13 protein-coding genes are annotated in these 13,584 nt (G+C 46.5%); 5 read left to right on the top strand and 8 right to left on the bottom strand.

Annotated features, from left to right (window positions below; translation table 11 throughout):
- Positions 1 to 51: 51 nt before the first annotated feature.
- Complete coding sequence (locus tag AACR75_RS04745; RefSeq protein WP_047688923.1) at positions 52 to 1,185, bottom strand: S-(hydroxymethyl)glutathione dehydrogenase/class III alcohol dehydrogenase; 1,134 nt, start codon at positions 1,183 to 1,185, stop codon at positions 52 to 54.
- A 126-nt stretch (positions 1,186 to 1,311) separates the two neighbouring features.
- Here AACR75_RS04745 and AACR75_RS04740 point away from each other — a divergent pair, with 126 nt between their 5' ends.
- Both AACR75_RS04740 and tadA read left to right on the top strand, forming a co-directional pair.
- Positions 1,312 to 2,199: a LysR family transcriptional regulator gene (locus AACR75_RS04740; protein WP_047688921.1), complete on the top strand. Its 888-nt coding sequence runs from the start codon at positions 1,312 to 1,314 to the stop codon at positions 2,197 to 2,199.
- A gap of 20 nt (positions 2,200 to 2,219) precedes the next feature.
- A complete protein-coding gene (gene tadA, locus AACR75_RS04735) occupies positions 2,220 to 2,735 on the top strand; it encodes a tRNA adenosine(34) deaminase TadA (RefSeq protein ID WP_170888572.1) in 516 nt (171 codons plus the stop codon).
- 37 nt (positions 2,736 to 2,772) lie between these two features.
- Here tadA and AACR75_RS04730 read toward each other — a convergent pair whose 3' ends face one another.
- Positions 2,773 to 2,907 carry a hypothetical protein gene (locus tag AACR75_RS04730; protein WP_254917022.1) on the bottom strand — a complete coding sequence of 45 codons (135 nt, stop codon included), beginning with the start codon at positions 2,905 to 2,907 and terminating at the stop codon, positions 2,773 to 2,775.
- Between the two features lie 209 nt (positions 2,908 to 3,116).
- Positions 3,117 to 4,655: a membrane-bound lytic murein transglycosylase MltF gene (gene mltF / locus AACR75_RS04725; protein ID WP_047688918.1), complete on the bottom strand. Its 1,539-nt coding sequence runs from the start codon at positions 4,653 to 4,655 to the stop codon at positions 3,117 to 3,119.
- A 312-nt stretch (positions 4,656 to 4,967) separates the two neighbouring features.
- Here mltF and purL point away from each other — a divergent pair, with 312 nt between their 5' ends.
- Together purL and AACR75_RS04715 are read left to right on the top strand one after the other, a co-directional pair.
- The gene (gene purL, locus AACR75_RS04720; RefSeq protein WP_047688916.1) at positions 4,968 to 8,864 is read left to right on the top strand and encodes a phosphoribosylformylglycinamidine synthase; all 3,897 of its coding nucleotides are present in this window, start codon (positions 4,968 to 4,970) and stop codon (positions 8,862 to 8,864) included.
- Positions 8,865 to 9,105: 241 nt separating this feature from the next.
- Positions 9,106 to 9,339, top strand: coding sequence for a DUF3622 domain-containing protein (locus tag AACR75_RS04715; protein WP_047688913.1), 234 nt, complete (start codon positions 9,106 to 9,108; stop codon positions 9,337 to 9,339).
- Between the two features lie 79 nt (positions 9,340 to 9,418).
- Here the strand turns inward: AACR75_RS04715 and AACR75_RS04710 are convergent, their stop codons facing one another.
- The 5 genes from AACR75_RS04710 to tsaA all read right to left on the bottom strand — a co-directional run bounded on the left by AACR75_RS04710 (position 9,419) and on the right by tsaA (position 13,206).
- Complete coding sequence (locus AACR75_RS04710; RefSeq protein ID WP_026028112.1) at positions 9,419 to 9,610, bottom strand: DUF4250 domain-containing protein; 192 nt, start codon at positions 9,608 to 9,610, stop codon at positions 9,419 to 9,421.
- Positions 9,610 to 9,816: a YaeP family protein gene (locus AACR75_RS04705; protein WP_010319078.1), complete on the bottom strand. Its 207-nt coding sequence runs from the start codon at positions 9,814 to 9,816 to the stop codon at positions 9,610 to 9,612. The genes AACR75_RS04710 and AACR75_RS04705 overlap by 1 nt, the downstream gene beginning before the upstream one ends.
- Before the next feature lie 108 nt (positions 9,817 to 9,924).
- A complete protein-coding gene (locus tag AACR75_RS04700; protein WP_047688910.1) occupies positions 9,925 to 10,566 on the bottom strand; it encodes a tellurite resistance TerB family protein in 642 nt (213 codons plus the stop codon).
- A gap of 140 nt (positions 10,567 to 10,706) precedes the next feature.
- Positions 10,707 to 12,422, bottom strand: a complete 1,716-nt coding sequence (locus tag AACR75_RS04695) for a proline--tRNA ligase (RefSeq protein WP_047688905.1) — start codon at positions 12,420 to 12,422, stop codon at positions 10,707 to 10,709.
- Between the two features lie 88 nt (positions 12,423 to 12,510).
- Positions 12,511 to 13,206 carry a tRNA (N6-threonylcarbamoyladenosine(37)-N6)-methyltransferase TrmO gene (gene tsaA / locus AACR75_RS04690; protein WP_047688902.1) on the bottom strand — a complete coding sequence of 232 codons (696 nt, stop codon included), beginning with the start codon at positions 13,204 to 13,206 and terminating at the stop codon, positions 12,511 to 12,513.
- Between the two features lie 121 nt (positions 13,207 to 13,327).
- Here tsaA and AACR75_RS04685 point away from each other — a divergent pair, with 121 nt between their 5' ends.
- A complete protein-coding gene (locus AACR75_RS04685; protein WP_010319081.1) occupies positions 13,328 to 13,582 on the top strand; it encodes a type B 50S ribosomal protein L31 in 255 nt (84 codons plus the stop codon).
- Positions 13,583 to 13,584: the final 2 nt, after the last annotated feature.

The following is a 13,584-nucleotide window of genomic DNA, read 5'->3' as shown; positions in this document are numbered from 1 at the left end:
AGCAAGTTTCCCCACCCAGCCCTTTAAGAAAAAAGGGCTGGCTATTAAGGCTTATTGGTCAAAATGAATCACAGAACGAATACTTTCGCCTTTATGCATTAAATCAAAGGCTTGGTTTATATCCTCTAAACCCATGGTATGGGTAATAAACTCTTGCAAACCAAATTCGCCTGCCAGATAGCGCTCGACAATGTGTGGCAGTTCCGAGCGGCCTTTTACGCCGCCAAATGCACTACCACGCCATACTCGGCCCGTCACTAATTGGAAAGGGCGAGTTGATATTTCTTGGCCCGCGCCAGCCACACCAATAATGACCGATTCTCCCCAGCCTTTATGGCAGCATTCTAACGCTTGGCGCATTACATTGACGTTACCGATGCACTCAAAAGAAAAATCAACACCGCCATCAGTCATCTCAATAATCACTTCTTGGATTGGCTTAGTCAGAGTTTTCGGGTTCAGGCAGTCCGTTGCACCAAGCTGAGTAGCAAGCTCAAACTTACTCTCATTGATATCAATGCCAATAATACGGCTGGCACCGGCCATTTTTGCGCCAATAATGGCGGAAAGCCCGATGCCGCCTAGGCCAAAGATGGCCACAGTATCACCTTGTTTAACTTTGGCCGTATTGAGCACCGCGCCCATGCCCGTTGTGACACCACAACCGAGCAAGCAGACCTCTTCTAATGGCGCCGCTTTATTGACCTTAGCCAAGGAAATTTCTGGCAACACGGTATACTCAGAAAAGGTGGAGCAACCCATATAATGGAAAATGGGTTGGCCGTCTTTATAGAAACGTGTAGTTCCATCAGGCATTAATCCTTTTCCTTGCGTTTCACGTACTGCTTGGCACAGGTTAGTTTTACCTGATTTACAGAATTTGCATTCACCACACTCTGCGGTGTACAAGGGAATGACATGATCTCCTACCTCGACGCTGGTTACCCCTTCACCAATCCGCTCAACGATACCGCCGCCTTCGTGGCCGAGGATAACCGGAAAAATCCCTTCAGGGTCTTCACCAGATAGCGTAAAGGCATCGGTATGACAAACGCCGCTCGCAATAATACGCACCAACACTTCGCCTTTTTGGGGCAACATAACGTCAACCTCCTCGACTTTTAGTGGTTGATTTGGCCCCCACGCAATCGCCGCGCGAGATTTAATGAATTGATGTGATGACATAAGATTTTCCTTTGCACATTACTTGAAGTTTCAAGTGAGTTGGGGAGAGTGACAGTATATTCTCTTCTTGAAATTTGATAATCGGTCTAAAATAAGAATCACTTTTACTTATCGGTAATAATTAAGATGGCGAGTTGGGAAGGCATTCATGAATTTGTTGCGGTGGCTGAAACTGGAAGTTTTACCGCAGCAGCGCACAAACTATCGACATCAGTAGCGAATGTCAGCCGACGTATTGCGCTATTAGAAGAGCGCTTGGCGGTAAAGTTGTTGCAACGTACCACGCGGCGAGTCTCCCTGACCGAAGCGGGTCAACTCTATTATTATCAGTGTCGGCAATTGGTTGAAGGCTTAGCGCAGGCTGATCTTGCTGTCACGCAGATGCAGCAAACGCCGTCAGGTTTACTGAAAGTGACCGCTCCGGTGACTTATGGTGAGCAGAAAGTCGCGCCTTTGCTGCATGAGTTTTTACAGTTACATCCTCAATTGGAGTTGGAACTGATACTCACTAACCAAAAATTGGATCTGATTGCGGAAGGAATTGATGTCGCCGTACGATTAGGGCAGTTAGATGATTCGAGTTTTATTGGCAAAAAGTTATCCAACCGACAACTGTTTGTCTGCGCTAGCCCTGACTATTTGGTGAAATATGGCACTCCCTATTCATTGTCAGAGTTGGTTCATCACCAATGTTTACAAGGCACTATGAACTATTGGCGATTTAAGGATCAGCAACGCTCTCGTGAAATCGGTGTTAAAGGAAAAATTAAATGCAACAGCGGTGTGGCGTTATTGAATGCCGCGTTGCAAGGGATTGGAATCGTACAATTGCCCGACTATTATGTAGAGCCGTATTTGCTCTCGGGTGAGTTGCAAGAAGTGCTACATCAGTACCGAGATGATCGTGAAGGTGTATGGGCCTTATACCCACAAAATCGCCATTTGTCCTCAAAAGTTAGGCTGCTGGTGGATTTTCTGGCAGAACGGCTATCGTCCGCTAACGGCAAAGGCTAGTGAAAGAGAAAATAGGATATATGAATACACAGTTTACCGTTCAAGATCAAAAGTTTATGCGCCGAGCCATCGCGCTTGCCAATCTTGCAGAACAAGCAGGTGAAGTGCCTGTGGGCGCTGTGCTTGTTAAAGATGGCGAAATCATTGCTGAAGGTTGGAATGCCTCTATTGGTCAACATGATGCGACAGCGCACGCTGAAATTCAGGCTTTGCGTCAAGCAGGTCAACGGTTACAAAATTATCGTTTGCTTGATACTACCTTATACGTCACTTTAGAGCCCTGTCCAATGTGCGCAGGCGCACTGCTGCATAGCCGAGTCAAAAGGATTGTCTTTGGCGCTCCAGATCTCAAAGCTGGGGCGGCCGGTACGGTGCTGAATTTATTTGAAAGCCAAGCCTCCTATCATTATGCGACGGTCGATAAAGGATTGTTAGAAGAGGAGTGTCGGGAGCAACTGCAATCTTTTTTTAGACGAAGACGCGCAGAGATACAGGCGGAAAAACAGCGGAATAAGCAACAGAGTGATGGGCTTTAGCAAACATCCACTTTGAGTAGATGTTTGCCGCTGAAGGTTAAGCAGAGATTAATTGCATAAATGCACGGTTACGCCAGATAATTTTCTTTTTATTATTGGATAACATACGTTTACGACGGTTCGCTGCCACCGTTTTATTAAGGTGTTTTGATAGCTTTTTACGTTTAAGCATAAACAACCTCCTACTGCTGAGTTTTGACAATGATCCCTAATGGTTTAGGGTGCCTTATGACAATCTTAATCTGCCTTTATAGTGCAGGATTGTTACCATAATATGAAACTTAGGAAACGATCTTTTTCACGTTTTGATGTATGGGCTGCACACTTGGAAATCAAGTGTGCAATTTTTGTTCAACGTGGAAGATTTAGCTATTGTTATGCTTATTGAGCTACGGGGTCGAGATACTGATTATCCTGCGCCTCATCGGCCGATTCCATCGCTTCTAACGCGGCCTCCTCCTCCTCAATACTGATCACAACCAAATCATCAGTACCTGAACTATTGTCTATCTGCTTTTGTTGATCAACATGGCCAATAATACTTTGATAATAGCGACGAATATTTTCAACGTAGGCCTTGGCTTCGTCACCTCGCGCGTAGCCATATCGAGTCTGGCTGAAGTATTTCTTTTGTCTCAGTTGAGGGAGGCGTTCTTTGACTTCAGTCCATGAATCAGGGTTCGCACCTTGTTGCTTGGTTAAGCGTCTTGCATCCATCATATGCCCATAGCCGACGTTATAGGAAGCGAGAGCAAACCAAATTTTCTCATGTTCTGGAATGGAGTCTGGTATACGCTGTACCATCCGACGCAGGTATTCGACACCACCACGAATCGATTGTTCCGGATCGAGTCGATTGGCGACACCAACACTTCTTGCCGTAGGGAGAGTCAACATCATCATACCGCGGACCCCTGTGGGGGATTTAGCTAACGGATTCCAGTGAGACTCTTGATAAGCTAAGGCGGCAATCAATCGCCAATCAAACTCGTCAGAATATTGTTGGAAAAGAGGTGCCCATTTTGGTAAGCGGACATCGAGTGCTCTAATAAAGGCGCGCGTATCGACATAATCAAACGTGCCCACGTGACCAATATATTTCTCTTCCAAGGCCGCTAATTGACCAGATTGTTTAAGGTTGCCAAAAAACTCAATCATCAAGGCGTATAAGCTTTCATCTTCAGAACGACGCATATACCAAGCGATGGGCTGATCTTCAGTTAATTCAAAGGCGATGGCTAAGTCAGGGTAGATTCGCTGCGACAGCGAGACTTCGACCGAATCAGCCATGGTAAATAGCAGTTCGCCATTCGAAACCTGTTTTAAAAGGTCGTTAACGTCGGCGTTATTATTCACATTGTACTGAAACTCTGGGTAGATCTGTTTAATGTCGCTGAGCGTATTTTCAAAGTGGGATTCATTCACGATAGAAAAAACGCTGTCACCTTCATGCCCAGCAATCAGTTCCGGTTGTTTTTCCAGTAATTGTTTTAAATTTCTTGGACGCCAGTTGCCTTTCTTATAGACGACTTGTTGGCTAACATAGTAATAAGCGGGCCCTGTTCTGAACTCATTCAAGCGTTGATTCGATTGACTTAACCCTGCTGCAACAACGTCGATTTCCCCATTTTTCAGTGCAGGAAAGAGACTAGACAACCGATAAGCGGGTTTCATCTCTAGTTTAACCCCAAGCTGATTGGCAAATTCGCGCGCTAGTTCGTAGTCCAGCCCTGCAGGGCCATCTGGGCCAATGTAGTAGGAGAGTTGATTGTTCAACGTACCCACTCGCAATACGCCACGTTCACGAATATGGTCAAGCTCGCTTTTAGGATCTGAATCGATTTGGCAACCGACGACAAAAAGAGTGAGTAGGAAAATGGACAATGAGCGATGAAGCTGAATCAGATAATACTTTGGCATTTATGAGCGATCTCTTACATCAATTATTGCCTTTATATCAAAGGCGGCCATATTGGCAAAGTTTCAGATCAAAAACGGATGAAAAAGTGTCGGCGACCACGCTAATGTGGCTGTATTTCAAATTTGACAAAAAAAATGACGCAAACGGTTGCTTTTGGTGTTACGTCACAAAAAGAATTCCTTTATAATGCGTTCGAAATCACGAGGTGAAATTGGTATGTATTCAGTTTTCTTTTATTAACTTATTGTATTTTAATGATTTTGAATTCATTCCAATTACACCTCAACCCACTGTATAAGAGACCTAAGCACATGAGAATTTTGCGTGGCTCCCCAGCGCTTTCTGAGTTTCGTGTTAACAAACTCGTTGAACTTTGTCGTGAACAGCAACTGCCTGTATCGGGTATTTACGCGGAGTTCATGCATTTTGCTGATCTCTCTGCGGATTTAGACGCTCAATCCCTTGAAAAATTAGAGAAACTACTCACTTATGGCCCAACGATTCAAGAACATGAGCCACAAGGTCTTCTTTTACTGGTCACTCCTCGCCCTGGAACCATCTCGCCTTGGTCTTCCAAAGCGACGGATATTGCGCATAACTGTGGTTTGAATGAGGTGAAGCGCTTAGAGCGAGGCACGGCTTACTACATCGAATTAGATCGCGAACTTTCTCAACCGCAACTTGTTACGCTTTATTCCCTGCTGTACGACCGAATGATGGAAGTCGTGTTTACCGATTTCGAATCAGCAACTTCACTGTTTAAAGTCGCTGAACCTGCTCCCGTAGCGTACGTCGACTTGCTGAATGGCGGCCGCTCAGCGCTTGAAAAAGCAAACGTTACCCTTGGGCTTGCATTGGCTGACGATGAAATTGATTATTTGTTCGAAAGCTTCGTCACTAAGCTTGAGCGTAATCCAACCGATATCGAATTAATGATGTTTGCTCAAGCAAACTCTGAGCATTGTCGCCATAAAATCTTCAATGCCGATTGGACTATTGATGGCGTTAAGCAAGATAAATCGCTGTTTAAGATGATCAAAAACACTTATGAAGTGACTCCTGATCACGTGCTGTCTGCCTATAAAGATAATGCCGCCGTCATGGTGGGTTCAGAAGTTGGGCGTTTTTTCCCTGATCCAGAGACACGCCAATATGGTTATCACCATGAAAAAGCGCATATTTTAATGAAGGTGGAAACACACAACCACCCGACGGCGATTGCTCCTTGGCCGGGCGCATCAACGGGTTCCGGTGGTGAAATTCGTGACGAAGGTGCAACGGGGATTGGTGGAAAACCTAAAGCCGGGTTAGTCGGTTTTACTACTTCAAACTTGCGTATTCCTAATTTTGTGCAGCCTTGGGAAACGGATTTTGGTAAACCGGGGCGCATTGTCACGGCACTTGATATTATGCTGGAAGGCCCGCTCGGTGGCGCGGCTTTTAACAACGAATTTGGTCGTCCCAACTTGTTAGGTTACTTCCGTACTTACGAAGAGAAAGTTAACTCTCACGCAGGTGAAGAAGTGCGTGGTTATCACAAACCAATCATGATTGCTGGTGGGATGGGGAATATCCGCGACGAGCATGTGCAGAAAAAAGAGATCCCAGTTGGCGCGAGCTTAATTGTGCTTGGTGGTCCGGCAATGAACATTGGCCTTGGTGGGGGCGCCGCTTCTTCTATGGCATCTGGTCAATCTGCGGAAGATCTTGATTTTGCGTCGGTACAGCGTGAAAACCCAGAGATGGAACGCCGCTGCCAAGAGGTGATTGATCGCTGCTGGCAACTCGGTGAGGCGAATCCGATCGCCTTTATCCATGATGTGGGCGCTGGTGGTATCTCAAACGCATTGCCTGAGCTTGTTGATGATGGTGAACGTGGCGGTATTTTCCAACTGCGTGATGTACCTAACGATGAGCCGGGAATGAGCCCGCTTGAAATTTGGTGTAATGAATCACAAGAGCGTTACGTACTGGCTGTAGCGCCAGAAAACATGGCGCGCTTTGACGCCATTTGCCAACGTGAGCGCGCGCCTTATGCTGTTGTGGGTATTGCCACTGAAGAGCGTGAATTGAAATTGGAAGATTCACATTTCGACAATACGCCAATTGATATGCCGATGGACGTATTGCTTGGCAAAACACCTAAAATGTATCGTGATGTGAAGACGCTGAAAGTTAATAATCCAGCACTTGATCGCCGTGATATCGAATTGAACGAAGCGATTGATCGTATACTGCGTCTCCCTGCGGTTGCAGAAAAAACCTTCCTCATCACCATTGGTGACCGAACCGTCACTGGTTTGGTCGCTCGTGACCAAATGGTTGGTCCGTGGCAAGTGCCAGTAGCAAACTGCGCGGTCACTGCGGCAAGTTATGATACTTACCATGGCGAAGCGATGTCGATGGGTGAGCGCACGCCAGTTGCCTTGCTGGATTTTGGGGCATCGGCACGTTTAGCCGTGGGCGAAGCGATCACCAATATTGCCGCTACCCATATCGGTGATATCAAACACATTAAGTTGTCGGCGAACTGGATGTCACCAGCGGGTCACCCAGGTGAAGATGCTGGTTTGTATGAGGCAGTAAAAGCGGTCGGTGAAGAGCTTTGTCCTGCGCTCGGCCTGACTATCCCAGTGGGTAAAGATTCGATGTCGATGAAGACCAAATGGGATGAGAATGGCGAACAAAAAGAAGTGACCTCTCCGCTATCCTTGGTGATCACGGCATTTGCTCGTGTTGAAGATGTACGTAACACCATCACCCCTCAGTTAAGAACCGATAAGGGCGAAACCTCACTGGTTTTGATTGATTTAGGTAATGGTAAGAATCGCTTGGGCGCAACGGCGTTAGCACAAGTCTACAAACAGTTGGGTGATAAACCCGCAGATGTAGATAATGCGGCGCAGCTTAAAGCCTTCTATGAAGCGATCCAAACCTTGGTCGCGAATCAGCAGATTATTGCCTATCACGATAAAGGTGACGGTGGTTTATTCGTTACTCTAGCTGAAATGGCCTTTGCGGGTCATTGTGGCGTGAAAGCCGATATCGCCGCGCTAGGTGATGATGCGTTGGCCGCGTTATTTAATGAAGAGCTGGGCGCAGTCATTCAAGTTCGTCACCACGATTTAGAGACGGTGATCTCGACGCTAACGGCGCATGGTTTACAAGCGTGTTCACACGTTATCGGTCGTGTTGACGCTTCTGATGAGCTAGCCATTACCGCTGGTGAACAACCTATTGTTGTGCGTAACCGCACCGAACTTCGCACCATTTGGGCTGAAACCACGCATAAGATGCAAGCGCTGCGCGATAACCCGCAGTGCGCGGACCAAGAGTTTGCAGCAAAACAAGATAACAGTGATAAAGGTCTTAACGTCAGTTTGAGCTTTGACGTGCAACAAGATGTTGCGGCACCGTATATTGCTAAAGGCGTGAAGCCAAAAATGGCTATTTTGCGCGAGCAAGGGGTTAACTCACACGTTGAAATGGCGGCAGCGTTTGATCGCGCAGGCTTTGAAACAACCGATATACACATGAGCGACATCTTAACGGGTCAAGCGGTGCTTGAAGAGTACCAAGGCCTCGCCGCATGTGGTGGGTTCTCTTATGGTGACGTATTGGGCGCAGGCGAAGGCTGGGCGAAATCAGTGCTGTTTAATGTACAAGCTCGTGAACAGTTCCAACGTTTCTTCCAACGTGAAGATACTTTCTCGCTAGGAGTGTGTAACGGCTGTCAAATGCTGTCGAATTTGAAAGAGTTAATCCCCGGCGCTGATTTATGGCCGCGTTTTGTGCGCAATGAATCAGAGCGTTTTGAAGCGCGCTTTAGCTTAGTGGAAGTGCAGCAATCTGATTCACTGTTTTTTAATGAGATGGTTGGCTCGCGCATGCCGATTGCGGTTTCGCATGGCGAAGGGCGCGTTGAAGTTCGTGATACAGCACATTTAACGGCGATTGAACAATCGGGCACCGTTGCGCTGCGTTTTGTGGATAACAACGGCCATGCCACGCAGCAATATCCGAACAACCCAAATGGTTCACCAAATGCTATTACAGGCTTAACGACTCAAGATGGCCGTGTGACGATCATGATGCCGCACCCAGAGCGCGTGTTCCGCACGGTAGCGAACTCTTGGCATCCTGATTCTTGGGGTGAAAACAGCCCATGGATGCGTATGTTCCAAAATGCACGTAAGAACTTAGGGTAACTCACCTTGTCGCCAGTGAGAGAAACGACTTAGTCTTGTTATTCCAGCCGCTGCAACTCAGCGGCTTTTTTTGTTTACTTTGAGGATGAATTTTTTGTAAAAAATGCAGAAAAAAATTGTGATTTGTGCTCTAATGCCGCGCTTACCAAGGGATGGTGTTCAACATCCGCCGCCATATAATATAATGGCGCGCGACAAACGTTGATGAGTAATCCCTTATTATTCCCTTAGGAAAACGAAAATGTCAGAAAGTAAAAAATTTACCATCAAAGTGACTGAAAAGCGCAATGGTTGGGCGGCGGAAATCGTACGTCAAGTGACCTCTCGCAGAAGTGTTGTTTCAAAGCGCGAAATGGGTTTTGAAAGCGAAGCACAAGCACAAGCTTGGGCGAAAAAAGAGCTCAGTGGCTTTATTGAGAACCAAGCGAAACGCAATGAGCGTAAGGCTCTGGCAAGAAAAGAGAAAAAAGCTTAGTACAAAAAATCTGAGTGCTGTGCTTTAAGAACTGTTATTTGAACGAAAACCCGCTTTAAATTAGCGGGTTTTTTATGCCTTAACGAAATTGACCGATTTGCGGTAAAAACTCAAAACCTGCACTGGCTAAGCGAGCCTCTAATGCTGCCCGATCGATATCAAAGTCATCCGCCAGCTTATCAAGATCGCCATTAAAATCATCACGTAGCTTCATATTGATGATGCTCATCAGCATGATTGGATCCATTGTGGCAAAATTGGCTAAATTCATCACTTATCCTCGAAATCAGAAATCAGCAAGTTAGCTGCCGCAAAGGCTGCTTGCTCTCGAACCGCTTTTGGCAGCGATTCGTCTGCTGCGACATCATTCAAGGTTTTGATGGCGCAGGAGATTGCTTGAGGAATATAAGCTTGATCACCACTGCCTATCTGCGCATAAAGCTCGCGCACTAATTCACAACAACCGTAAACTTGCATAGATTAAATCCTAACTAATGATAATGGCTCTCAATATACACATTACGTTTGGCAAAGACAAAATCAGAACTTGCGTTTGCGCAAGCTCTGATTGCATGTGATGAAACTTTAAGCGTTCACTTGCTGCTCTAGCGCCATGACCAGATCGTCGGCTAGCTGTAGTTGCTTAGCGAGCTCGTTCAGATACGCTTTTTCCATGAAATTTTGTTCATCGGCGATAAGTAAAGAGGCCAGATAAAGCTCACTCGCTTGTGCGGGCGTTGTGGCTAACTGTGCAATAGCCGCGGGATCGAGCGGTTTATGCAGCTCATTTTTTACCAGCTGCTGCAATTGGTTATCTGCGCCCATTTCAGAGATGGCTTGCTCAATTTTCGCCATTTCTTGTCCATCCACATGGCCATCAGCTTTTGCGGCGGCAATCATCGCTTTTAGGATCAGCGTGCTGTGGCTAGCATCATTAGGGTCAAAGCTAGACTGCGGTTGAGTGGTCGTTTGTTTTGCTTGCCAGTCATTATACGCTTTATAGGCTAGTGCGCCGAGCGCCGCTGCTCCACCAATCCCTATCACTTTAGTGCCTATTTTTTTTGCTTTCTTCGAGCCCATCAATAAACCGATTAGGCCACCACCGAGTGCACCTGCTCCTAAGGTTTTGAGTTTACTTGAATCTTGTGTGATAGCGCCGAGTTGGCTTGAACCTTGTTTTACGATGTCTGAATTCAATGCTTGGTTAAGTAAACTTTTTAGATCCATAGGTCACCTCCATTAATAATGGATTAAAGAATAGATCACCGTAGATGAATCGAAGATTAATATGCTTGAAAAAGCTTTTGTGGCTGGTGACAAAATAAAAAAGGTTGCCATTTAGGCAACCTTTTCAAGAGCATACTTTATTAGGCGATTTGAGCATTAATAAAGGAGACTATTTCATTCATAGCGACGGCCGACTTCTCACCACTGCGGCGATGTTTATATTCGAAGTTGCCCTCATCCATACTGCGATCGCCAATAATGATGGTATGTGGCACACCGATCAGTTCCATATCTGAGAACATTACGCCCGGGCGCTCTTTACGATCATCAAATAGCACTTCAATACCAGCTGCGGTCAGTTCCGCATACAGCTTTTCAGCAGCTTGTTGGACGCGCTCTGATTTGTGCATGTTCATGGGGACAATCGCCACTTGGAAAGGCGCGATCGCGTCAGGCCAGATGATGCCGTATTTATCGTTGTTTTGCTCAATGGCTGATGCCACAACGCGTGATACACCAATGCCGTAACAACCCATCTCTAAAATGGTGTTTTTACCATTAGAATCAAGAACGCCACAGTTCATTTTCTCAGAGTAGTTGGTACCCAATTGGAAAATATGACCCACTTCGATACCGCGTTTGAGCATTAGTGTCCCTTTGCCACATGGGCTTGGGTCGCCTTCAACGACGTTACGGAGGTCTTCCACTTTCGCTAGCTCAACGTCACGGCCCCAGTTGATGCCAAAGTAGTGTTTGCCATCGATGTTGGCTCCTGCGCCAAAATCGCTCATGACGGCTACGCTGTGATCAACGATAAATGGCAATTCAAGACCAACAGGGCCAAGAGAGCCTGGGCCTGCACCAATCAGCGCGCGAATCTCTTCTTCGCTAGCCATTTCTAGCGGAGCGGCAACTTCAGCGAGTTTCTCGGCTTTGATTTCATTGAGTTCATGATCACCACGGATGATCAGTGCCACGATAGAGGCATCGATCTCATCAGATGCTTTTACAAACAGTGTTTTAACTGTTTTTTCAATCGGTAGGCCATGCTGCTCAACCAATTCAGCGATGGTTTTGGCGTTTGGCGTATCAACCTGCGTCATCTCTTGAGTTGGCGCGGCGCTCTCAACGGCTGGCGCAATGGCTTCCGCTTTTTCGATGTTGGCGGCGTAATCCGATTCAGTTGAGAAGGCGATAATGTCTTCACCACTTTCAGCCAATACATGGAACTCATGCGAGCCGTTACCACCGATAGCGCCGGTGTCGGCTAATACTGGGCGGTAATCAAGCCCCATGCGATCGAAGGCTTTACAGTAAGCTTCGTGCATCGCTTGGTAAGATTTCTCTAAGCCTGCTTTATCAATATCAAAGCTATAGGCATCCATCATGCAGAATTCACGAGCACGCATCACACCAAAACGAGGACGTCTCTCATCACGGAATTTGGTTTGAATCTGGTACAGGTTCAGCGGCAATTGCTTGTAAGAGCTGACTTCGTTGCGTACCAAGCTGGTGATCACTTCTTCTGCTGTTGGACTAAGCACAAACGGACGAGTATGGCGGTCAGTAAAGCGAAGTAGCTCAGGGCCCATTTTCTCAGAGCGGCCTGTCTCTTCCCACAGTTCAAACGGTTGCACAACGGGCATCAAGGTTTCGATTGCACCGGCATTGTCGATCTCTTGACGAACGATGTTTTCGACTTTACGCAGCACACGTAGACCAGTAGGCAGCCAGGTATAAAGACCTGAAGCCAGCTTACGGATCATACCTGCACGTAACATGAGCTGATGGCTCACGACTTCTGCGTCGTTTGGAGTCTCCTTCAAAGTAGAAAGAAGATATTTACTGGTACGCATTCTATGGTATCCGTTTCATGATAGTTAAAAGCGCTCTCCAATGAGAGGCTAGAATTAAGCCGCTAATAATATCAGCCAATCGGCTTTGTCAAAAGCGTTCTATTGCGGTTACTGAGACTAAGTTGTTTGCGATAGTGAATTTTACGTTCAGATCGAACAGATTTACCGCATATTCTTTATGATCGATTTTGTGTTTCTTATAGGCTGGGCGAGGGTCTTGAGCCAGCACTTGCTCAATGACGGCTTTAACCATGTCGTGATCTGCCCGCGCATTCAGTGCCGTTAACGCTGCTTGGCTAAAGGTCACTGCGATCTTGTCGGGCTCGCTCTCGGCATAGCCACCGCTGGCTGTGGCTATCGAATCGGAATAGGGAATATAGGGTTTGATATCAATGATCGGTGTGTTATCGACTAAATCTACGCTGCCTAGTTCCAAATAAACCTGATCACCTTGCTGAGTGACGCCTTTCAATTCAACGGCAGACATACCGATGCCGTTAGGTCGAAACGTGGCCCGTGAAGCAAATACGCCGATCCGTTCATTTCCGCCTAAGCGCGGTGGGCGCACGGTCGGTTTCCAACCAGCATCGAGGTTTTGGTCAAACAGAAAAAGTAACCAGACATGGCTAAATTGTTCGATGCCTCGCACCGACTCTAAGCAATTAGCGTGACCGATGAGCTTGACTCTCGCGCTTGCGCTCGCCACTAAGCGAGGTTGGCGAGGAACGGCAAATTTTTCTTTATAAGGCGTTTCAATAGTGCCAATCGGAGCAATGGTGTGCATATCCGTATCCGTCTTTTTTCACGTTGGTTGAGAAAAATATCATATTTAAGCTTGCTTTTCTTCTTGGTAATGATTATTAATTGGCATGTTATAACATAACAATTTAAGTGAGGGGAAATTGATGAAAGACGGAATTCATCCGCCATACCAAAAAGTGGTTTTCCACGACACCAGTGTGGATAAGTATTTTATTGTGGGTTCAACGCTAAAAACTGATCGGACGATCGAGTGGGAAGATGGCAACACCTATCCTTATTTCACCTTAGATGTGTCGTCTGAATCGCATCCGTATTACACCGGTAAGCAGCGAGTTGTTCAAAAAGAAGGACGAGTGGCGAATTTCAATCGTCGCTTTGCTCAGTTTGGTAAGGAGTAAAC

Source organism: Vibrio sp. ZOR0018 (assembly GCF_963865925.1).
GTDB lineage: Bacteria > Pseudomonadota > Gammaproteobacteria > Enterobacterales > Vibrionaceae > Vibrio > Vibrio anguillarum.
This window is presented reverse-complemented; position numbering and strand designations above follow the sequence as displayed.